Source organism: Shewanella sp. SM73 (assembly GCF_025653795.1).
GTDB lineage: Bacteria > Pseudomonadota > Gammaproteobacteria > Enterobacterales > Shewanellaceae > Shewanella > Shewanella oncorhynchi.
Window position 1 is genome coordinate 68,182 of record NZ_JAKKRY010000017.1, and the last position, 22,220, is coordinate 90,401.

Annotated in this window: 25 protein-coding genes; 12 read left to right on the forward strand and 13 right to left on the reverse strand. The window is 44.7% G+C overall.

The genetic code is table 11. From position 1 onward, the window contains the following. Nucleotides 1-5: 5 nt before the first annotated feature. The 6 genes from flgG to flgB are packed head-to-tail and all read right to left on the reverse strand — an operon-like array spanning nucleotide 6 to nucleotide 4,217. Nucleotides 6-791 carry a flagellar basal-body rod protein FlgG gene (gene flgG, locus L5M51_RS19295; protein WP_006083393.1) on the reverse strand — a complete coding sequence of 262 codons (786 nt, stop codon included), beginning with the start codon at nucleotides 789-791 and terminating at the stop codon, nucleotides 6-8. Nucleotides 792-802: 11 nt separating this feature from the next. Then, the gene (locus L5M51_RS19300; RefSeq protein WP_263174171.1) at nucleotides 803-1,537 is read right to left on the reverse strand and encodes a flagellar basal body rod protein FlgF; all 735 of its coding nucleotides are present in this window, start codon (nucleotides 1,535-1,537) and stop codon (nucleotides 803-805) included. Between the two features lie 14 nt (nucleotides 1,538-1,551). Continuing rightward, nucleotides 1,552-2,754, reverse strand: coding sequence for a flagellar hook protein FlgE (flgE, locus tag L5M51_RS19305; protein WP_113940823.1), 1,203 nt, complete (start codon nucleotides 2,752-2,754; stop codon nucleotides 1,552-1,554). A 22-nt stretch (nucleotides 2,755-2,776) separates the two neighbouring features. After that, complete coding sequence (locus tag L5M51_RS19310; protein WP_263174172.1) at nucleotides 2,777-3,439, reverse strand: flagellar hook assembly protein FlgD; 663 nt, start codon at nucleotides 3,437-3,439, stop codon at nucleotides 2,777-2,779. Nucleotides 3,440-3,441: 2 nt separating this feature from the next. Continuing rightward, entirely contained in the window at nucleotides 3,442-3,858 is a 417-nt protein-coding gene (gene flgC / locus L5M51_RS19315) for a flagellar basal body rod protein FlgC (protein ID WP_113940825.1), read from the reverse strand. A gap of 8 nt (nucleotides 3,859-3,866) precedes the next feature. Next, nucleotides 3,867-4,217, reverse strand: a complete 351-nt coding sequence (gene flgB / locus L5M51_RS19320; protein WP_168825885.1) for a flagellar basal body rod protein FlgB — start codon at nucleotides 4,215-4,217, stop codon at nucleotides 3,867-3,869. Between the two features lie 96 nt (nucleotides 4,218-4,313). Here flgB and flgA point away from each other — a divergent pair, with 96 nt between their 5' ends. The 3 genes from flgA to L5M51_RS19335 all read left to right on the forward strand — a co-directional run bounded on the left by flgA (nucleotide 4,314) and on the right by L5M51_RS19335 (nucleotide 5,881). Then, nucleotides 4,314-5,051: a flagellar basal body P-ring formation chaperone FlgA gene (gene flgA / locus L5M51_RS19325; RefSeq protein ID WP_263174173.1), complete on the forward strand. Its 738-nt coding sequence runs from the start codon at nucleotides 4,314-4,316 to the stop codon at nucleotides 5,049-5,051. 100 nt (nucleotides 5,052-5,151) lie between these two features. Next, entirely contained in the window at nucleotides 5,152-5,433 is a 282-nt protein-coding gene (gene flgM, locus L5M51_RS19330; protein WP_263148208.1) for a flagellar biosynthesis anti-sigma factor FlgM, read from the forward strand. Further along, nucleotides 5,426-5,881, forward strand: coding sequence for a flagellar protein FlgN (locus L5M51_RS19335; protein WP_028761850.1), 456 nt, complete (start codon nucleotides 5,426-5,428; stop codon nucleotides 5,879-5,881). Before flgM ends, L5M51_RS19335 begins: the two co-directional genes overlap by 8 nt. A gap of 88 nt (nucleotides 5,882-5,969) precedes the next feature. Here L5M51_RS19335 and L5M51_RS19340 read toward each other — a convergent pair whose 3' ends face one another. The 7 genes from L5M51_RS19340 to L5M51_RS19370 are packed head-to-tail and all read right to left on the reverse strand — an operon-like array spanning nucleotide 5,970 to nucleotide 12,779. After that, on the reverse strand, nucleotides 5,970-6,395 hold the full coding sequence (locus L5M51_RS19340; protein WP_113940830.1) for a hypothetical protein: 426 nt from the start codon (nucleotides 6,393-6,395) through the stop codon (nucleotides 5,970-5,972). Further along, entirely contained in the window at nucleotides 6,373-7,722 is a 1,350-nt protein-coding gene (locus tag L5M51_RS19345; protein ID WP_113940831.1) for a FliI/YscN family ATPase, read from the reverse strand. Before L5M51_RS19345 ends, L5M51_RS19340 begins: the two co-directional genes overlap by 23 nt. Further along, nucleotides 7,700-8,410 (reverse strand): flagellar assembly protein FliH, encoded by a 711-nt coding sequence (gene fliH, locus L5M51_RS19350; RefSeq protein ID WP_113940832.1) that lies wholly within the window; start codon nucleotides 8,408-8,410, stop codon nucleotides 7,700-7,702. The genes L5M51_RS19345 and fliH overlap by 23 nt, the downstream gene beginning before the upstream one ends. Beyond that, entirely contained in the window at nucleotides 8,410-9,396 is a 987-nt protein-coding gene (locus L5M51_RS19355; RefSeq protein ID WP_251073491.1) for a flagellar motor switch protein FliG, read from the reverse strand. Before L5M51_RS19355 ends, fliH begins: the two co-directional genes overlap by 1 nt. Nucleotides 9,397-9,412: 16 nt before the next feature. Beyond that, nucleotides 9,413-11,089: a flagellar basal-body MS-ring/collar protein FliF gene (fliF, locus tag L5M51_RS19360; protein ID WP_263174175.1), complete on the reverse strand. Its 1,677-nt coding sequence runs from the start codon at nucleotides 11,087-11,089 to the stop codon at nucleotides 9,413-9,415. A gap of 12 nt (nucleotides 11,090-11,101) precedes the next feature. After that, a complete protein-coding gene (fliE, locus tag L5M51_RS19365) occupies nucleotides 11,102-11,440 on the reverse strand; it encodes a flagellar hook-basal body complex protein FliE (RefSeq protein ID WP_131523386.1) in 339 nt (112 codons plus the stop codon). 28 nt (nucleotides 11,441-11,468) lie between these two features. Then, a complete protein-coding gene (locus L5M51_RS19370; RefSeq protein WP_113940835.1) occupies nucleotides 11,469-12,779 on the reverse strand; it encodes a sigma-54 dependent transcriptional regulator in 1,311 nt (436 codons plus the stop codon). Between the two features lie 1,038 nt (nucleotides 12,780-13,817). Between L5M51_RS19370 and L5M51_RS19375 the strand changes: the two genes are divergently transcribed. The 9 genes from L5M51_RS19375 (at nucleotide 13,818) to L5M51_RS19415 (ending at nucleotide 22,205) form a co-directional block, all read left to right on the forward strand. After that, the gene (locus tag L5M51_RS19375; protein WP_113940836.1) at nucleotides 13,818-14,699 is read left to right on the forward strand and encodes a FliM/FliN family flagellar motor switch protein; all 882 of its coding nucleotides are present in this window, start codon (nucleotides 13,818-13,820) and stop codon (nucleotides 14,697-14,699) included. Further along, nucleotides 14,692-15,051, forward strand: a complete 360-nt coding sequence (locus tag L5M51_RS19380) for a FliM/FliN family flagellar motor switch protein (RefSeq protein WP_131523384.1) — start codon at nucleotides 14,692-14,694, stop codon at nucleotides 15,049-15,051. Before L5M51_RS19375 ends, L5M51_RS19380 begins: the two co-directional genes overlap by 8 nt. Next, a complete protein-coding gene (gene fliP, locus L5M51_RS19385; protein WP_131523383.1) occupies nucleotides 15,048-15,782 on the forward strand; it encodes a flagellar type III secretion system pore protein FliP in 735 nt (244 codons plus the stop codon). The genes L5M51_RS19380 and fliP overlap by 4 nt, the downstream gene beginning before the upstream one ends. Nucleotides 15,783-15,786: 4 nt before the next feature. Then, nucleotides 15,787-16,056 carry a flagellar biosynthetic protein FliQ gene (locus L5M51_RS19390; protein ID WP_006083412.1) on the forward strand — a complete coding sequence of 90 codons (270 nt, stop codon included), beginning with the start codon at nucleotides 15,787-15,789 and terminating at the stop codon, nucleotides 16,054-16,056. Between the two features lies 1 nt (nucleotide 16,057). Continuing rightward, entirely contained in the window at nucleotides 16,058-16,837 is a 780-nt protein-coding gene (gene fliR / locus L5M51_RS19395) for a flagellar biosynthetic protein FliR (protein ID WP_113940838.1), read from the forward strand. Beyond that, nucleotides 16,834-17,964 (forward strand): flagellar biosynthesis protein FlhB, encoded by a 1,131-nt coding sequence (gene flhB, locus L5M51_RS19400; protein WP_263148216.1) that lies wholly within the window; start codon nucleotides 16,834-16,836, stop codon nucleotides 17,962-17,964. The genes fliR and flhB overlap by 4 nt, the downstream gene beginning before the upstream one ends. A 15-nt stretch (nucleotides 17,965-17,979) precedes the next feature. Next, entirely contained in the window at nucleotides 17,980-20,061 is a 2,082-nt protein-coding gene (flhA, locus tag L5M51_RS19405; RefSeq protein ID WP_113940840.1) for a flagellar biosynthesis protein FlhA, read from the forward strand. A gap of 390 nt (nucleotides 20,062-20,451) precedes the next feature. Next, nucleotides 20,452-21,003, forward strand: a complete 552-nt coding sequence (locus tag L5M51_RS19410) for an NAD(P)H-dependent oxidoreductase (RefSeq protein WP_263148220.1) — start codon at nucleotides 20,452-20,454, stop codon at nucleotides 21,001-21,003. Continuing rightward, entirely contained in the window at nucleotides 21,000-22,205 is a 1,206-nt protein-coding gene (locus tag L5M51_RS19415; protein WP_263148222.1) for a NupC/NupG family nucleoside CNT transporter, read from the forward strand. Before L5M51_RS19410 ends, L5M51_RS19415 begins: the two co-directional genes overlap by 4 nt. Nucleotides 22,206-22,220 lie beyond the last annotated feature (15 nt).

Sequence of the window (22,220 nt, forward strand, 5' to 3'; positions counted from 1 at the left end):
CCTCTCTAAACCGATTGATTGAGGAACTTGAGCATATCGTCTGAGGCTGACACAACTTTGGCATTCATCTCATATGCTCTCTGCGTGGAAATCATTTCGACCATTTCCTCCACCACGTTGACGTTTGCGCCCTCTAGCGCCCCCTGTCTTAAAGCACCTAAAGCTTGATCACCCGCCACACCTTCAACCGCCACACCCGATGCAGCCGTTTCACGGTAAAGGTTGTCACCTCGAGCTTCTAACCCTGCTGGATTAGTAAAGTTAACAAGCGTGATTTGACCTAAATCTTGAGGTTCAGCTTCACCCGCCATTTTCGCTGTGACTACACCATCGTTAGCAATGGTAACGGTTAGCGCATCTTCAGGGATCACGATATTGGGCACTAAAGGTAAACCTTGTGACGTGACCATCATGCCTTCGCTGCTGCGATAAAACTGACCGTCACGGGTATAAGCAAGATCGCCATTTGGCTCTTCTACTTGGAAAAAACCATGGCCTTCAATCGCTAAATCCAACTGCTGACTGGTATTTTGCATATCCCCAGTAGTGAATATTTTTTGAGTACCAACGACTCTCGTTCCTGCACCTAATTGCAGACCCGATGGCAGATTATTCAGTGCATCAACCTGTCCACCTGGCTGACGTTGAACCTGATAAAACAGATCATTAAACGCAACACGGTCACGCTTAAAACCAGTGGTATTCACGTTTGCCAAGTTGTTGGCAATCGCAGTCATTTTCGTATCTTGTGCTGTTAGGCCGGTTTTACTTACCCATAACGCTGATTGCATACCAATAATCCTTAAACATTGCCCAGCAGACGATTACCAGCCTCGGCCAGCTTTTCTGCACTTTTCATTAACTTAACTTGAATCTCAAATTGACGACTCAAATCCATAGATGCAATAAGCTCTGACACGGCCTGCACGTTACTCGACTCAAGGAAGCCACTATCCACTAACACACCTTCATCTTGTGGCACTGCTTGGCCATCACGACGATAGAGCAACCCATCTTGCCCCTTTTGCATTAAGGCAAAGTCAGGATTCACTAGCTTTAATCGGCCCACTTCCTCAATGATCCCGCCTTCAGAGGGTAAAACACTGACTGTGCCGTCTTCACCCACAAAGACATCTTTATGCTCAGGCAGCGCTATCGGCCCATCAACGCCTAATACAGGTCGGCCATCAATAGTCAGTTGCCCCTCGGCATTTGTCTCAATTGCACCTGAACGGGTGTATGCTTCAACACCGTCAACAGCCACACTGAACAAGCCACGATCGCGGATCGCTAAATCCAATGAACGGCCCGTAGGATTGATCACCCCACTTTGCAGGCTAAAACCACTACTCTCAGTCTGTGCCATGACCCTTGTGTTCAAACTATTACCTTGAACAGCTAAAGGCACGGCATTAACGCGCTCAAGGTCGGCTTTAAATCCTGCAGTTTCAGCGTTAGCCAAGTTATTCGCGCGAATACTTTGCGCCTCAAGAATACGAACTGCACCACTGGCTGCGGTATAAAGCATCTTCTCCATGTCAGTGTCTCTTCTTAAATGGCATTAAGTAATGCTTGTTGCATAGTCGAGTTCACATCGAGAACTTTGGCGTTGGACTGATAGTTACGCTGAGCCGACATGAGGTTAACCATTTCAGCAGTGGTATCCACATTCGAGCCCTCTAAATACCCCCCCGTTACAGTGCCCATAGTGCCTGTAGATGGCGCCCCCATAATCGCTTGCCCAGCGGTATTTGTAGCCACCCAAGCATTGTTACTCACGGCCGATAAACCGTTGGGATTACTAAAGTTTGCGAGGACGACCTGACCCTGTAATTGATCTTGGCCGTTAGTATAAGTGCCATACAACATGCCATTGTCATCCAGACGCACACCTTTCAATTCACCAGAGGTGTAACCGTCTTGAGATAAACTCGAGTTGTTATATTTGGCGGCATACTGAGTGCTTTTATCAAAATTGATATCAAATTTAAGCGGTGATGCCCCATTACCCAATGTAAGGTCGAAGGTATCCTTTGTCGTAGTTGGATCTAAAATGCCTTTTGAATCAAATTTTAATGTTGTTTGGTCTGGCAGAAGAGTCCCATCCAGAGTGTAATTAACCGTCCACTCATTCGGCGCTGTTTTTACATAATACTGAGTCACCACATGCTCAGTACCCAAAGAGTCGTAGACACTGGTGGTACCAATAGAGTGATAACTATCAATATTTTTAGGATCAAATGGCACGGCTGGGACAGCTGGAGGAATTACATCGACTCTCGCATCGAGATTTGAAACCATGCTGACATTCGTTGTGGCTTTGGCCGCTAAAGAAGCCGTTTGTACCTGTAAATCACCCGCATTACCTGTTTGTAATCTTCCCGTCGCATTCACAGAATATCCCTGTAAACGATTACCGACTGGATCGGTTATAAAGCCTTGATTGTCCTTATGGAACATCCCAGCTCTAGCATACATAGCGCCGCCATCATTCCCCTTGAGAACAAAAAAGCCTTCGCCTTGGATCCCCATATCAAGCTGACGCCCGGTATAAGTTAAGCTGCCACCTTTAGAGAAGTTTTGGCTCGTTGACATCACGCCAACGCCACCCGCCTGACCACCATTATAAATTGATGCAAATTCACTACGGCCACCGCGAAAACCACTCGTTGATGCGTTAGCAATGTTATTACTGATAGTGTTGAGGTCTTGAGTCGTCGCCTGTAAACCACTTAAAGCTATGTTAAATGACATCTTAATATCCTATAAAAATAATTTAAGAAACTTCAGAAATATTGAGCACAGAAACAACCCCAACACCATGGCCCATTTCAGCCATCATCATGCCGGATGCACTGGAGAAATGGATTCTCTCGATCGGTGCCTTAATATACGTTGGCGCAACTAAACTATTTTCACCTAGTGTCGCCTTAGCTTTGATTTCATATTGGCCTGCAGACAACCCCAGCTCAGCAGGATCGATAGAGAACCGAACATCACCAACATCCTGAGCACCGAGTTGAATAGTGCTAACGACCTGACCTTGTGCATCGATAATTTCAAGATCTAAGCCTTCAGCTGCATTCTCTAAATACACTTTGCCTTCAACCGCTTCACCATCGAGCTGAAACTCAGACACAGGCACCATGGCATTCTTACCAATCAAAGATGCCGACTGTACTATGCCCAAATTTTCCATCATGACCATTTGGCTTGATTGATTCTTCCTCATTCCCTCTAAGCTTTCGACCTGCGAAAACTGCGCTAATTGAGAGATATACTCAGCACTGTTAAGCGGTTTAGTGGGATCTTGATTCTTGATTTGCGCGATCATTAAGGTCATAAATTCATTCTTTAATGACGCAGCATCATTCCCTGGTGCCGCTAATGCACCTGCAGGATTCTGAATCGAGTTGTTACCAGAGCGAGTCAATTCCATTGCTATTTATTCCCTAGTTGCAATAAACCTTGCTGCATAGAACGCGCACGATTCATGATTTCAACACTGGTTTCAAATGAACGACTTGCCGCCATCATGTCGGCCATTTCTTCAATCGTGTTCACATTAGAGTAAGCGACATAACCTTGTTCATTGGCAAAGGGATGATTCGGCTCATAACGCATATCCAATGGAGCATCCGCTTGGACTATATCGCTCACTTCAATCGAAGCACCAATCGCACCTTGTTGAGTCGCATCATAAATAGTCGCAAATACGGGTTTTAATGCTCGATAGGCCGACTCAGGGTTTTCGGCGGCAGTACCAGCGTTAGCTAAGTTACTCGCGACTGTATTTAAACGTATGGTCTGAGCATTCATGCCAGCACCCGCTATTTGATAAATATCGCCAAATGACATACAGGCTCCTAACGACCTTCAATAGCAGACTTTAGACCGGCTATTTTCATGTTTAAAAATGTCAAACTCGTTTGATAATCCATCGCATTCTGTGAATATCTTGCCTGTTCCTTACCGAGTTCCACGGTATTATCATCGGCAGAATTTTGATAAGGCATGCGATAAGCGAGGTTGTACTCTTGATTCATCTGCATGCCTGCTTCAACTTGCTTCATGGCCGCTTTGAAATCCAAATCTCTCGCTTTGTACCCCGGAGTTTCGGCATTGATTAAATTACTCGCTAATACCTTGCTTCTCTCCACTCTAAAATCGAGTGTCTGAGGATGTATTCCTAATGCTTTATCAAGGTTGATAGCCATCTCAACTCCTAGTACTGTATGCGTAATTAATTTAGATGGTCGAGCAGCTTACAATTAGCATGCCAATATACTTATTCATATAAAACAGTTGGTTAAATGAAATCGCTATCGATATACGGAAAGTTCTTTTCCCTCACTTTCTTACTGAGCATAGGGTTACTTCCGCTCAATGTGTACGCGAAAGGGAAGATCACAGCGACAGAACAAATATCTCAGCAAATGACAAACTCCGTAGCCGCAGAGATAGCTAAGTGGCAACAATCGCAAGAGATAAAAAAAGTCAGCAAAAAAATCACACTGCACATTCCTTCCAGCACTGCCAAGCTAAAAACGTGTAGCACGGCGCTCCAAGTCGAGGCTGCTAAAGGGCTCCCATTCGGTCGGATCCAACGAAAAATAAGCTGTGCCTCTGAAGGCTGGTCACTCTATGTTCGGGCCAAGGTTGCTCTCAGCGCCTACATTCCTGTTGCCAACAAAACGCTTAAGAGAGATGAAGTTGTCACATCAGAAAATCTACAATGGCAAATGTTGCCCTTAACTGCGTCAGATCAAGACATTATTACTGATGAAAAACACATTTTAGGGCAAGCGGTTGCCAGAAAAATAATCAAAAACAAACCCATAAGAGCAAGCAATTTAAGTGCACCAGAACTCGTGAGCATAGGGGATGAAGTGATTATTGAAGCAGTCAGTGCCACCTTTTATGCCAATATGATTGGGATTGCTATGGATGCGGGTAAACAAGGTGATGCCATTAGAGTGAGGAATAGTAGTTCAGGGAAAATCATTACCGCTTACCCCATAGCTAAGGGGAGAGTTGAAACCCGTTTTTAACATTTAAGCCACCTTAGGATAAATTTAAAAATTTATTTTAGATTTATCCTATTTAGGTCGCCTATATCTAATATCTAGCCATTTATGACGATGAACATCTATGGAAATTAATAAAATTAGCAGTGCCTTGAGCACTGAGTTCAGCACGAGTAAGAGCGCTAATACGCCCAGAAAGCCCGTTGAATCAGAAAATCTATCAACGCCAACACGACAAGATATTAGTCACGACTGGCAATTGTTAGAACAAACCCAGAAAGAGTTACATACCATCTCCGACGTTGACACAGATAAAGTTGCTGCTATACGTCAGGCTTTAAGTAATGGAAACTTTGAGCTGAGCTTAGATAAAATTGCAGATAAGATATTGATACAGCATGGATAATAGTCAAGTAAATAAGCGCGAACTTGTTCAAAGTTTAATTCGCGATATTCGTCAAGATCTTGAGGGATATAGTCAACTAAAATCAATGCTTAAGCACCAACGTGAATTAATGCAACGCAGGGATAATGATGCGCTCTTAGCCCATAACGAGCGTCAAACTGCACTGTGTAACAAGTTAGCTTTGAGAGCCAAACAGCGAAGCGAAAATCTCGCGACACTAGGTTTTAATAGTGACAATAGTGGCATGAGACGCTTAATCACGGCGCTACCTGATCACCTAAGACCGCAAATAAAAATGTCATGGGACAACTTGCAGCTCTTAGTTAAAGATAGCCAAACAGCCAATGAAACCAACGGCAGATTGCTCGTAATACAGCAAGAAACGATTAACCGTATCCTGAATCAAGATGGCCAACACCATGAAATTGATTACGGTGCCAAACGCTAATCAAACTGAATTATTGAGAGTTACCAGGGTGTTCTGCAGATAGTGGCATAGTTTACAAAGGTGGCTCTCAGCTGTAATGACACAGCGCTTATTGGCCTTTATTCTTGTAATAGAAACCCGCCATATCATCAACAACAGCCTGTTCACGGCGCGCCACTTGTGCTTGCTCTTGTATATGTGTTTGTTTTTCAAGCCACTTCAAACCTTGCTGACGCCCTAATTGCTTACGCCATAGGCGATCAATGCGCAGTTGTTCCTGTTGTAGAAAAACCTCCTTTTGAGCTAACTTCACCCGCATAGGCTCTAACACTTGCGCCATACTTGCGGAATTTTGCCAGAGCAAAACATTTGAGCCCTCTTTCGCACCACGATAAGTCAATATCATTTGGGTTAAGGCTTGATGTTGTTGTTGATTTAGTTGGACGCTTAGGCTGGAATCATCGCGTTTTTGCCCTAGCTGCGCTAATTTCTTTTCAGCTTGAACACGTAACTTAGAGAGATGACGCTGGCTCATATCCCATAACTCCCATCAACTGTTCCAATTGCACTAAACTTTCAGCCAAATTGACTTTACTGTGTGTAGTCTGGCGTAAAAATCGTGCCATTTCTGGATACACTCGCACAGCAAGATCCATTTCAGGATCTTGGCCCGCTTGGTAGCCACCTAAAGGTAATAAGTCTCTGACCTCATTGTAACGACTCAAAAGATGTCTAAAGATCTGACTCTGTTCAATACTGCTAGAGGTCGCTATGTGCATGGCTAAGCGACTCACAGACGCATTAAGATCAATCGCAGGGAAATGTCCTTGCTCGGCTAATTTACGACTTAGCACTATATGGCCATCTAAAATGGCTCTCGCTGCATCTGCAACGGGATCCTGCTGATCATCGCCCTCGGCCAATACGGTATAAAACGCGGTTAGCGTTCCCGTCGGATGCTCACCATTGCCCGCCATTTCCACCAGTCTAGGTAACTGTGCAAATGCCGATGGCGGATAGCCTTTGGTTGCTGGAGGCTCACCTAAACTCAAGGCGATTTCACGCTGTGCCTGAGCATAACGAGTCAATGAATCTACTAATAACAGTACTTGCTTGCCCTGATCCCTAAAAGCACAGGCAATGGAGTGGGATAACCGCATTGCACGTAATCGCATCAGCGGTGTGGTATCTGCAGGGGCTGCAATAATCACAGCCCGTTTACGCCCTTCTTCACCGAGTGTTTCTTCAATAAACTCCCTGACCTCTCGGCCACGCTCACCAATTAAGCCAACCACCACAACATCTGCTTCAGTAAAACGAGTCATCATGCCTAATAACACACTCTTACCCACACCAGAGCCCGCAAAGAGCCCGAGTCGCTGGCCTCTACCAATGGGCAACAAACTATTGATGGCGCGAATACCGACATCTAGCGGCTGCCGAATAGGCTGGCGCAGCAAAGGATTGTAACTCGTGTGAGATTGCGGGACTTGTGAAACACCGGTTAAATCGCCCAGTAAGTCGAGTGGTTGTCCAAGTCCATCAAGCACCCTGCCAAGCAAACCATCACCAATAGCAATTGTTTGCTCATCCGTAATAGGCAGCACTCTAGCACCTGGCATCAAGCCCTGTGTGGGCTCAATCGGCATAAGGCACAATACGTCCCGATGAAAGCCAACGACTTCAGCCTCAATTAAACGACCATTTCGCCCTTCAATCTGGCAACGATCCCCCATACCAAGCTGACAGCCAACAGCCTCAAGCAATAGACCATTGACTCGAATGAGACGTCCATAAACCCTTGCAACTGGAACCTGAGGCCAATCGTCATGAAATACATCAGACTCCAATCTCAGCCTCATTCAACTTGGTTTCAACCTGCTTCATGCAAGCATCGAGTCGTGTCTCGACTGAAGCATCTGCATCGGATTTATCACTCACAATTCGACAACTGCCCGCTGAAATACTGCTATCAGCGATGAGATTCCAGCCACGGATTTTATCTTCCGAGAGCTCTTTTAATTTAGTCACGGCACTCGGCTCTAAATGGATTTTGATATCCGCTTGATCATCGGGCAACGCACTCAAGGTTTCTTCAACGAGTTTAAGTATTTGTTGTGGCTGCAGGGTTAGCTCGCAGCGAATCACTTGTTGTGACACTCGGCGTACTAATTCAAGGATCAAATTTTGCTGTTCACGAACCTGCTTTGCATGACCGTCTTCGAGTAGTTCTCTCAAGGCACCTAGCGGCACAAGTAAGCTGTTGAGCTGCTCATCGATGGATGCCCTACCCGCTGACTGCCCATCTAACCGACCTTGATGAAAACCAGCTGCATGTCCAGCAATGCGTCCTTCTTCTATGCCAGCCTCATAACCCGCACTCTTACCTTGAATAACACCTTCGTCATAACCCTCATCAAATGCTTGTTGATAACTTTGAAAATCACTGCCCGCATCGGAATTTGATTCCACCGCATCGTGTAATGCAGGAAAACGATAACGACGAGCGAGATTGGTATTTAGACGCCAACGAGAATGCTTGTTTTCCATTAAACAACGACCTGTTCTTCAAATAGCTGCAATTCAATTTCACCTTCTTGCATTAATTGCTTCGCCAGTTCCATTATCTCTTTACGCGCCCCACTCGCTCGGCTAACAGGTACACCACCTAACGCTTCTATTTGCGTTTCAATCGCTGACGACATACGTTTAGGCAAGGCATTGAGCAAGGCATCTTTTAATTCAAAATCAATGCCTTTTAATGCTAACGATAAGGTTTCAGAAGGTACCTGTCCTAATAAGGTCTGCAACGTTTCTTGCTTTTGTCGCCCAAGAATAATGAAGTCAAACATATTATCGGTGACATCGATCGCCATCTGCTTATCATGGAGTTTGATCATTTCCATCAGTTGTTCTCTGTCGCCTTCGAAGCGATTGAGGATATCGGCAACCTGTTTGACGCCCGCCACTTGCGTGTGACTTTTCTCCATTGCCATCAACATACAACGCTCAACCAGTTCTCGCAGTTCCTCAACAACGTTGCGGTCTAATTCGCCAAGTTGCGCGATACGAACGAGCACCTCATCTTGGCTATCAGTGGGCAACATTTTCAGAATTTTAGCGGCACTTTCTGGTGGTAATAATCCCAACAATACCGCTTGCAACTGGCAGTGCTCATGGGTGATTTCACGGGCAAGTAATTGTGGGTCAACCCATTCGAGACGCTTAACGAGCACTTTAATCTCATCACCATAAATGCTATCGATAAGACTTTTAGAGACTCTGTCTCCCAAAGCGATATCGAGAGTCTTTTGTAAATAGGACCGTGAGGCTCTGGCGATACCCGATTGTTCTTTATAGCGTTGGAAAAAACGGCTGAGTACTGCCTCGGCTTCTTGCTGGGTAATACTCGATAACCGCGCCATTTTATGGCTTAAGTGTTGCACATCGTTACGATCCAAATGCGCCATGACCATGGCGGCACCTTCTTCTCCCATACTCAGTAATAACATGGCCGCTTGGGCGTAATTGTCCATCTTAATTTCGATTGAATTATTCACCGTCTTTATCGCCTATCCAATGAGCTATCACTTCTGCAACACGCGCGGGTTCTTTGTTTGCGAGCAAGGCTAAATGCTCCATTTTAACGGTCAAAGGTGAGCCGGGCTCGGGTAAACCTTGACTGCCTAGCCAGTCGGCACTCGGTAACTGATGTGCTTGATTTGGTAAAGTATCGGCGGAATGCCCATCGAGTGTAGCAGCGGAAGCGGCACTTAATGCAACGGGCTCAATTCTAGGCGCGGTAATTTGAGCGGTTCGGGTCAAGTGCTTAACCAGCGGCCTTAATACGAACAAAATAAGTCCAAAGCCAAGGATGCCGCCTATGATGTAGCGTAAATAAGCTTGGTAATTCTCTGATTGCCACCAAGGTGACGGCGTAAATTCGGCAGCGACGGTTGGGGTAAACTCAAAGGCATTAATGGTAAAACTATCACCTCTCGCCGCCGAAAAGCCGATGGCATCCTTGACCATATTGCCAAACTTAACCAGTTGAGCCTCTTCATTGAATGCTCCTTGACCCGTAGCACTATTAATAAGCACTGAAACTGAGAGGTTTTCGAGCTGCATTTGTTGATAACGAACATGACGCACAGAACGACCAACGTCATATTGACGACTTTCTTCCTGCTTCAAATTACGGGTCTTATCATTCGTCGCCTCTTTCCCTGCTTGGGGTGGCTTATTACTTAAAGCTCCAGGAATTCCCGCGGCAATAGTATTACTTGAATCATCGACACTCGTGCGCTCTTGAGTCACGACATTTTGCGGATCGAGTGACTCCTTAGTTTCTTCAACCTGATTGAAGTTTACTTTTGCAGTCACCCGCACTTGGAAATTATCTTGACCAAGCACAGGCTCGAGCATAGAGGCGGCATTAGCCACTAAGCTATTCTCAAGTTCACGCGTGTACTGTAACTGCTTGTTTCTAGACTGACTAAGATCTTGATTGCCTGAAATATTCTCACTTAAATATCGACCATCTTGATCGACAACTTTGATATTACTGGCCGTTAGTCCAGTCACACTGCCAGCAACCAAATTAACAATAGCCTCAACTTGTGTTTCAGAGAGTCGAGTATTCGGGTCTAGCTGCAGCATGACGGAAGCCGTCGGCAGTTCAGGCTCCTGGCGGATAAACAGAGTTTGTTTAGGTATCGCCAAATGAACTCTTGCGGCACGGACCAACTTTAACGACATGATAGTGCGAGCTAATTCACCTTCTAAACTATGGCGATACTTAGCTTGTTCCATAAATTGACTCGTGCCGAGCGCGGTATTGTCGAGTGCCTCCATACCCGAAGGTACTTTCGCTTTTACCCCTTTTGCGGCCAAAAGCATACGCGCATTACCGACTTGCTCTTCTGCAACGAGGACTGCCCCAGTATTAGCCTCGAGGCGATAATCAATGCCTTCTGCATCCAAGACATTTAACACTTGAGAGGTATCGACATTTTCTTGGCTGCCATATAAAGGTCGATACCCTGCAGTAGCAGTCCATAACATCAACACTATGACACTGGCGACAACCACCGCAAGTAAAGCTAAGGCGATAACTTGACGATCACCACGGTTAAAACGATGCCATTTTTGGGTCATGCCAGCAATGAATCCTGACGAAGATTCAGTCCCGGTAATATCCTGACCTGATTGAACAAAAGTGGTAGACATTCACACAATTCCTTAAATAGGCATCTTCATTACATCGTCAAATGCTTGCACAAGACGATTACGAATTTGGAGCATAGTCGCAAAGGACAAACTGGCCTTTTGCGAAGCCACCATAGCACCGACGAGATCATCGCTTTTTCCACTATCGACAGCCGCCATCGCCATAGAGGATTGGTTCTGATCTTGGTTAACGGCAGAAACTTTACTCTTAATCAAGTCAGTGAATGACCCATAAGCCATACCATTATCGGCAGGGTTTGAAGTGATGTTGATCGCCCCTTTAGCCACTTCACGATGAATGTTTAAGGTTTCCATTAACATATTTGAGCTAACAATCGCTCCACTAGACATATTCCATTCCTATTACTTTTTGATTGCTCTAAGCTGCTCGACCCGCTTGCTCTAATAACATTTCGATATCTATACCCGCTTCCCGCATTTGTACGAGGCGATATCTTAAGGCTCTAGTCGTCATCCCTAGCGCCTCTGCACTTAACGTGCGTTGCCCATTAAAACGTTTAAGTACATCAATAATATATTGAAACTCTGCCTGTTGTTTTGACGCTTTAAGTCCATCTGAGGCGCCTAAAGGCTCCAACTCAAGCATCTCTTCTTGAATGTTTAACCCGAGTTCCGCAACTTGAATCGCCTGACCTCTACGCATCACTAATGCACGTTGAATACAATTTTCTAGCTCTCTTACATTTCCGGGCCAATCATAGTTAACGAGCACTTGTCTTGCGTGCTCACTGAAATAACAGCGACTTGAGCAATCAGATTGGCCATATAAATTTAAGAAATGTTCAGCTAGAGGCAGGATGTCAGCCTTTCGTTCTCTTAAAGGCTTAATTTTCAGAGGTAAAACATCTAATCGATAGAACAAGTCCTCCCTAAAATGTCCAAACTCCACGGCTTGTCTTAAGTCGCGATTGGTAGAGGCAATGACTCTGATATCCAGTGGTATAACATGCTGGCCACCGAGTCTTTCGACCTCACGCTCCTGTAGCACCCGAAGTAACTTCGCCTGTAACGGCAAGGGCATTTCACCAATTTCATCGAGTAATAAAGTACCGCCATTGGCCTGCTCAAATTTTCCTGCCTTATCACAAATGGCACCAGTGAAGGCACCTTTGACATGCCCAAAGAGAACGGACTCTAGAATACTTTCAGGGATGGCAGCGCAGTTAATCGCAACGAAAGGCTTATGTGAACGGGAGGAGTGGCGATGAATATAACGAGCAAGCGGTTCTTTACCAGTACCACTTTCACCCAATAATAAAACACTGGCCTCAGTGGTTGCGGCGCGATGGGCCAACATCAACAATTGTCGACTAACAGAAGCCGCGACAACCAAACTAGAATCAGGTAACTCTAAACGGTGTAATCGTTGAATGGAGGCAAGTAACTGCTCAGTTTCTACGGGAATTAATAGATAATCCTGTACGCCAGCTCGCATTGCTGCGGCTGCCAACTCACCTTGCTCTGGTGCTAATAAGGCGACGATATTACGGCCAGGAAAACGGGCAAGATAGGACTTCACATCACAAGGACTACAATCCGATAAGTTAACGATAGTGAGCCAAGGTAATTCCATTGCATCACTCCACAGATAAAAATCCTCATGTGTTATTTTGCATGCAAGTTCCGCAGATATGTTTAACCCTTCAATCCGTATACTTAGGCCACCCACTCACTAACTCCCTTTCGTTTACAGTACATTAAATAACACCTTAATTTAGACCTATAAGTCTTTGTGTTTGAGTGTATATAAAATCTATTACTACTTACTTATCCATCTAGATGAATGAGCAATAAATAACTCAAGCCATTAAGAACAGTAAAAACAAATGCGGAAGCTGAATGCGGAAGATATATTTCCGCATGTAATATCAAAGCCAGCGATAGAGAACTACACACAATGAGTATCCACATTGACAATGGCTAAGGATATGCCCTCAACTAAATAAGGTTAAAACGTGTTCTAGTGCAATCATCGATAAGAAATGTGACCAGCAACAAAGTTTAAGGTATCACCGAATTATATGAATCAATTGCTATCAACCATGAAAGGTCTAAAAGAAAAACCGCAAAAAAGTGATGCATATAACTTAGGACTGACTTATACCAAATATATTTGTAAAATAATATATGACAATGATAAAAATGCACCATCGATACTTTTAAAATAGTGACAAAATTTAACCGCCAATGTTTAATATTAAATAAATCACAAACCATAGCGCACAAAAAACAATGAAAATCAAAGACAAACAGATTTGCAACACAATATCATCATTAATAATCAATATGTAAATGCTGACATAAATATTGCCCGCCAAAATATCGACAAATGTCAAAATAATATCTAACCGCCTTTTTATTGACGCGAAAATGCAAAACCTAAAGCATTAATATCTTCTTACACAATCTCAAAACAAACATTTTGTTCACAACCAACTTTACCCTACAATTCTATTCACATATATTTCAGCATTTCTTATAATTATTATTGAATACTTAAGCCTTATTAACTTATCATCCTCGTCGTTTAAAACAGAGTCGAACCTAAAGTTCAACGCTTAACTGTTTTAAGAAATTCATTAATCCTTAACGATAAAGAAATAAATATTTAGGCACTCTGTTTGTGTATGTTTTTTATGCGCCAACTGAATCACGGAGGTAGCCAAGCAGCATTCTAGTAGTAAAAACACGTTTAATAGGAAGAACAATGAAGACGACGGCGAAAGCTAGGCTTATAAAATCAAATTCCAATGAAATAATTAGACCTATTATGCTAGTTCAAGAAAAGCTAGCGAGAACGCGATTATTGCAACAGCTAGAAAAGCTACATCGTCCACTTATCGATGCCATAAATAATATCCTATCTCCGCTACTAAGACAGGGTCATCCCGCTGTTTCGGGGTCAACGTTAACAGAACCTAGAACACCTGTCGTTCCAGAACATTGCTATTCATGGTTTGTATTAAAACATCATCAAAATACCCTCGGTTATTGGAGAATTGATCGCTGCACGCTCGATCAATTGGCAAGTAATTATTACGGTAATACCTCAACACCATTAAGTTCTCCTTTGAGAAACCCCAGCCAATCTGAATTTAGGTTAGCCAAAAAGTTGCTACTTTCCGTAGTGGAGGAGCTACCTAATAGCACGATCGAAACCAATAATCTTGAAGTTGAGCTCATAAAAGGCCATATGCCACTCGCAGTATCGGCAGTATGGTCGTTCAATTTTACCAATGGCCCACTAACCCCTCCAATGCTCTTTTGCTTAACTGAGCATTTACTGGGGCATCTGGCCGAACAGCCTAAGAAATCTGAAGTATCTGCGGATTTACCCGCAAAACTAGCCGTCTGGCTAAAAAGTCTCCCCATAAAAATGCAGCTGACATTAGGGCAACATAGCATCCCGGTGCAATCACTCAGCCAATTAAAAACTGGGGATATTTTACCTATTAATCTCTATCCAAAAACCTTGTTATCAATCGGAAACACACCGCTATTTCATGCCTCTGTGCATAGTCATGAAGGACAGATGGTAGCGAAATTGACCCAAGATATTTATCAGCATGAGGAGCATGACATTGGCTGAACAATCTATTTTATCGGATGATGATTTTCTATTAGAGGACGATATTTTCTCTGAGAGAGCATTTTCAAAGCCGGACACCCATAACCGTAAATTGAAAAATAATAATTTTTTTCAACAACTTCCTGTTCAAGTTACTCTCGAACTGGCCAGTGCTGAAATGTCTTTAGGCGAACTAAATCGTATGGGAGAAGGTGATGTTATCGCACTCGACCGTATGGTAGGTGAGCCGCTGGATATCAGAGTAAATGGTGCACTATTAGGAAGAGGCGAAGTCGTAGAAGTGGCAGGCAGATATGGCGTACGTTTGCTGGAAATAGAGAGCATTACTCTCGATGGGACAAGTAACGAATGATAGTTCGGGTATTGTTACTGGCGATTCTATTGTTTGCTCCCCAAGCCCTCGCATCGGAAGGACTGACCTTATTCACACTGGATAGCGCTCAAGACAGTCAAGCAGTTAACATTAAACTCGAAATTTTAGCGCTCATGACGGCCATTAGTTTCTTGCCCATCATGCTGATGATGCTAACCAGTTTTACTCGTATTATCATTGTATTAGCAATCCTCCGACAAGCTCTCGGACTACAACAAAGTCCCCCTAACCGAGTGCTTGTTGGGATAGCATTAGTACTCACTATCTTTATTATGCGCCCAGTGGGAGACAAAATTTATAAGGAAGCTTATTTGCCCTATGACCAAGGTAAGATCGAATTGATGGAGGCTGTCTCAATAGCCAAAATCCCTTTAACTCGATTTATGCTGGCGCAGACAAGAGAAACTGATCTTGAGCAAATGCTGAAAATAGCTAACGAACCCACACACATGAAAGCAGCAGAGGAAGTCCCCTTTTTTGTCCTTATGCCCGCATTTGTACTGAGTGAACTCAAAACAGCTTTCCAAATTGGCTTCTTACTTTTCTTACCTTTCTTAGTTATCGACTTGGTTGTCGCAAGTGTCCTCATGTCTATGGGGATGATGATGTTGTCACCGTTAATTATTTCTCTCCCATTTAAACTGATGGTTTTTGTATTAGTCGATGGTTGGGCTATGACGGTAAGCACCTTAACCGCAAGTTTTGGGTAGCTAGATGGACATCAATGAACTGACCTCGCTCTTTGCTGACTCAATGTTTCTCGTCATCATCATGGTTTCTGTGTTGGTGACACCGGGACTCATTTTAGGCTTAATCGTTGCGGTATTTCAGGCTGCGACACAGGTCAATGAACAAACCTTGAGTTTTCTGCCAAGGCTTATCATTACTCTACTTATGGTTCTGTTTTCAGGCCATTGGCTCATACAACAGCTAAGTGATTTATTTGACAGGCTGTTTATGAATATTCCTCATATTATCGGTTGATATGCTTTCACTCACCTCAACCGAACTCAGCATGTTAATCGGCAGCCTTTGGTGGCCATTCTGCCGGATCATGGGGGCATTTATGATAATGCCCTTGTTAGGTAATTCCTATGTGCCTGCAACAGTAAGAATTTTTCTTGCCTTAAGTATTGCAGCGCTTATTGCACCTATGCTGCCACCCGTTCCCGCTGTCGATGCGCTCTCGCTTGGATCATTGTTTTTAGCCATAGAGCAACTACTGACTGGATTTATGCTCGCGCTATTTTTAACCATTTTAATCCATGTGATGACCATGCTTGGCACTATTATGTCGATGCAGATGGGTCTAGCGATGGCGGTGATGAACGATCCTGCTAATGGCGACACCAACCCCATTCTCAGTGAATGGTTACAAATCTTTGGTACATTGATTTTTCTGGCTCTTGACGGTCATTTAGTCGGGCTCAACATCATTGTTGATAGCTTTCGTTTATGGCCAATTGGAAATGGGATTTTTGACTTACCGCTAATGGGATTGGTTAGTCGAATGGGCTGGCTATTTGCTGCATCGCTGATGCTCGCCATACCCGCAGTACTCGCCATGTTAATGGTTAACATCACTTTTGGTGTATTAAGCCGCGCTGCGCCGTCATTAAACATCTTCTCGCTCGGGTTTCCCATGACCTTGTTGATGGGCTTGATTTGCGTCTTCCTTTCGTTAAGCGGCATTCCAACTCGTTACAGTGATCTGTGCTTAGACGCATTAACTGCCATGTACCAATTTATCGGAGGGATCTCATGAGTAAAACGCCCCAACAAGATAAAACAGAAGAAGCTACACCGCAGAAAAAGCGTAAAGCGAGAGAAGAAGGCCAAGTTCCACGCTCTAAAGATCTTGCCTCCGCAGCACTGGTTGTTGGTTGCTCTGTCATGCTGACCAGTAATGCGGATTGGTTTGCGACGAGAGTCAGTGGATTAGCTAAATACAATATGCTGCTCACCCGAGCAGAGTTAGATCAACCAGACATCATGATGCGCCATCTTGGCGCCAGCCTAGTCGAAATGCTAAGCATCTTAGGTCCACTATTCATCATGGTTGCTCTGTTGGCCGCAGTTGCAGGAGCCTTGCCTGGGGGGCCAATATTTAATTTTGGAAATGCTAATTTTAAGTACAGTCGAATCGATCCTCTTGCCGGTGTCGGAAGAATATTTTCCGCTCAATCTCTTGTTGAGTTACTCAAGTCATGCCTAAAGATTGTGTTACTGATCGGAATTATGTTGGTTTTCTTGAATGGTCACTTACAAGAACTACTTAGCTACAATCAACGTCCTATTGATGAAGCGGTTCGTGATGGCATCAATCTACTGTCGCAAGGCATGTTTTATCTTGGTACTGGACTGCTCGTGATCGCCTTTATTGATGTGCCTTACCAATATTGGCATAACAGCAAAGAATTACGTATGTCACGTCAAGAAGTAAAAGACGAGCATACCCAGCAAGAAGGTAAGCCAGAGATTAAAGCTAAAATCCGCCAAATACAGCAACGAATGGCTCGCTCTCGGGCAGATACCACCATTCCAAAAGCGGATGTTCTCTTGGTTAATCCTACTCACTATGCCGTGGCATTAAAATACAATCCTGACTTAGCGGATGCGCCTTACGTCATCACTAAAGGCACCGAAGAACTCGCCCTCTATATGCGAGAACTCGCTAAAAAACATGATATTGAAATTATTGATATCCCACCGCTCACGCGGGCTATTTATCATTCAACGCAAGTAGATCAACAGATACCCAGTGCCCTTTTTATCGCCATAGCGCACGTATTAAGTTATGTCATGCAAATAAAAGCATCTCGTAAGGGCTTACAGCAGAAACCTGACCCTTTACCACATTTTTTTATTCCCCCTAATTTACGTCACGATTAAAGGATTGCTTAACCTATGAATTGGCTTTCTCGCACCTTTTCAGGAAATTACAGCTATATCGGCATTCCCGTCATGCTGCTCGCTATTCTGGCAATGGTGATTTTACCGCTGCCTGCATGGCTACTGGACATTTTGTTTACATTTAACATCGTCCTTGCCGTCATGGTGCTGCTGGTGAGCGTATCGATCAGACGACCGTTAGAGTTTTCTGTATTCCCAACCTTATTGCTCCTTGCGACCTTAATGCGTTTAACCTTAAACGTTGCATCGACGCGCGTAGTACTCATTGAAGGTCATGAAGGAGGCGATGCTGCGGGTAAAGTGATCCAAGCCTTCGGTGAAGTCGTCATTGGCGGAAACTATGTCGTCGGTGCTGTTATCTTCTTAATTCTAATGATTATTAACTTTGTTGTAATCACTAAGGGTGGCGAGCGGATTTCTGAAGTATCGGCGCGATTTACATTGGATGCCCTACCGGGTAAACAGATGGCGATCGATGCCGATCTCAATGCTGGCACACTCACACACGAACAAGCCAGCCTACGTCGCCAAGATGTCGCCAGAGAAGCAGACTTTTATGGTTCCATGGATGGAGCCTCAAAATTTGTGAGAGGGGATGCCATCGCAGGACTCTTGATCTTAGCAATCAACATTATTGGCGGGATCAGCATAGGCATCTTTATGCATGATCTGAGTACAACAGAAGCCTTTAAAACCTATGCACTATTAACCATTGGTGATGGCCTAGTTGCACAAATTCCATCATTACTACTCGCCACTGCTGCCGCAATTATTGTGACTAGGGTATCCGATGCAGAAGAAATGCCGACCCAATTGAGTCGACAGTTACTGGCTAACCCTAGAACCTTAGCCACTGCAGCCATTGTGATGGCGATTCTCGGTATCACCCCGGGCATGCCAGCACTGGTATTTTTATCTTTTGCAATACTACTAGGCTTTGCAGCGTGGAAACAAAACCAGAATAAAGCCTCCTTTACTGAAGAGAAAACAGAAGAACTCATAGAAACCAGCCTGACAGAACCTTCAGCGCCAAGCTGGGAATCCCTGCCTTTTACCGACATCATCGAAGTACGATTAGGCTATAGATTGGTTCATCTAGTCGAAAAAACGAAAGGAGCAGAATTACAAAAACGCCTAACAGGGATCAGACGTACCCTTTCAGAACAAATCGGATTTCTGCTATCGGAAGTGAGAGTGCGCGACAATTTAGCCTTGGCACCACATGCATACCAAATTAACTTTATGGGCACTCAAGTGGCTATCGCCGAATTAGAGCCTGATCTACTGTTAGCAATAAAAAGTGGTCCTGTGTACGGCAAAATTGATGGGATTTTAACTAAGGAACCCGCTTACCAAATGGATGCGATTTGGATTACGCCTGAACTAAAAGCCAAAGCACTCAATTTAGGTTATTCGGTCGTCGATAATGCCACGATCATTGCCACTCATGTCAGTAAGTTATTGCGCGAATCACTGCCTGAATTATTGCAACATGATGATATTATGCAATTAACTGACAGGCTCAGTAAGCAAGCCCCAAAACTGGCGGAATCACTCAGTACCTGTTTAACCCCCATACAGTTACTCAAAGTTTTCCGCTTGTTACTCAAAGAACAAGTGCCCCTTAAAGACATACGCACCATAGCAACAACTTTGCTGGAATGCAGCGAGCAAACCAAAGATCCCGTCCTACTCGCCGCCGATGTGCGCTGCGCTTTGCGCAACAGTATTTTGCATCAAATCGCAGGCAGCAGTCCGCAGTTGAATGTACTTACGCTGACCGCAGAATTAGAACAAACCTTAATGACAGCGTTAAATCAATCGCAGCAACAGGGCCGAGTTGCATTGGATAGTTTCCCTATCGAACCTAATCTACTGGCGCAGCTACAACAAAGAATGCCCCAATTACTCGCGGAGACAAAAGAGAAAGGCTATAACCCTATCCTACTTGTTTCTCCACAACTCAGGCCTTTCCTCGCGCGATACGCATTAGCCTTCGCCCGCGGACTTCATGTTTTATCCTATAATGAAGTCCCTGAAACAAAAGAACTTATGATTGCGGGACAACTCGGGTAATCAAACGCATTAAGCCCTATCGCTTTATTAAGTTTTCATCGTGCAAAAAGCATCAATGACAGAATGCTAACCAGCGTTCGACATTGGTGCCACATGCAATGTGCACTATTTCATGCAGTCAGGATGAACAGATTAGGAGCAGAGCTGAGCGCTTAATAAACGTTAGCATTTCGGTATGACCCGACATTGCGCTTATCACTTCATTCATTTTTACATCGATATGTTAATCAAATTTTCACAATAGTATGAGCTGCATCAGGTGCTAGGAGACAAATGTCCTCTTGTATTCACCCTTCCCTCCCTATAATCCACGCCATGACTTCGTAACTCGGTGCTTGAGCCTCTGGTTTTGGCTGCATGGCGGCACCGTTTCCTCTCAGGAGCTAGCTAATGAACATACTCGTGCTAAACGGGCACCCCAACTTAACCCAGTCTGTGGCCAATGCCTGCATACTTGCCCTTGAGGCTGAGCAACCGAGCTGGCGTATCAATTCAGTGGCTCAGTTTGATGGGGATACCGCCACGGAGCAGCAACAGTTGCTCGATGCCGATGTGATTGTGGTGCAATTCCCGCTCTATTGGAGCACCTACCCCGCCGTGCTCAAATATTGGATTGATGAGGTATTTACCTATGGTTTTGCCTTTGGCCCTAATGGTAGCCAGCTCCAAGGTAAACCTGTCCTGTTTTCTATCACTGCGGGGGCGACTGAGGACTCCTACAGCGAAACAGGCTTTAACTTTTTACCCTTTAACGTATACCAACAAGCTTACGAACACCCATTTCGTGCAGCCGCTGTCGAGATTATCGATACCATTATTAGCTTTGAGATGAACTCCACTGCCGCCGAAGGTGGCAATAAGTCCAACACCCTTTCCCTTGCAAAGGCCCACGCCGAGCGTGTGATTGCAGCCGTTAATTCATATAAGGACCACTCAGTATGATCCAGTCCATCCTTGGTATTTTTGTACTCTTAGGCGTAGGTTTGCTGTTTTCTGAGAACCGCCGTTTGATCAGCTGGCGCGCCGTTATCGGTGCATTTGGCATTATCATCGCGCTCGGTTTTTTTGTGCTGGCAACCGAGATCGGTGCCGATGTACTGCTGGCCGTATCAAATACTGTAGGCAAAGTCTTTGGTTATGGTACTGAAGGGATCAAATTTGCCTTTGGCAGCTTAGTCAATTTCAGCGTTGAAGGCATAGGTTTTGTCTGGGCGTTACAGGTATTACCGCAAATCATCTTTACTGCCGCACTCACCTCTTTGCTGTACTACTTAGGCATTATGCAGTGGTTTGTGTTAATTATTGGCGGCAGCTTGCAAAAGGTACTCGGCACATCACGGGCGGAGTCAATGAATGCGGCGGGCAATATTATTCTCGGCCAAACCGAAGCACCGTTACTGATCAAGCCCTACCACCGCGTCCTCACCCGCGCACAAATTTTTGCGGTGATGGTCGGTGGATTGTCTTCAATTGCTGGCTCCATTTTAGCGGGCCTTGCGGGGATGGGCGTTGCGCTTAACTATCTGATTATGGCTTGCTTTATGTCAGCTCCAGCGGGGTTGATGTTCGCTAAGTTGCTTATCCCAGAAACCGAGCCAACCGTTAACGAAGTGCCAGAATTACCCGATGATGAAAAGCCCAGTAGCTTTATTGATGCCATAGCCAAAGGCGCTATTGCTGGTATGGGAATCGCTGCCATCGTCGGCGCAGTCATTATTGCCTGTATTGGTCTCATGGCCTTGTTGAACGGCGGATTGGGTGCGATTGGTGAACTGTTTGGCATGCCAACCTTAACCGTGGATATGATCCTCGGCACCTTGTTTGCGCCAGTAGCATGGTTGATTGGTATTCCATGGGCTGAAGCAAACACAGCAGGCGCCTTCCTAGGCCAAAAAATCGCCATGAATGAGTTTGTTGCCTTCGCCAATATGGGCAATGTGGAACTCTCTGCACGTAGCAATGCCATTATGACTATTGCCCTTTGCGGCTTTGCCAATATCGGCTCAGTGGCCATGGTGTGTGGCGCCCTGAGTCAAATGATACCGCAACGCGCGGGGCTGATTGGTCAGCTCGGGATGAAAGTACTGCTAGCGGCGACGTTAGCAAACTTGATGAATGCTGCAATTGTCAGTTTGTTTATCTAAGTTTTCCCTTCGCGG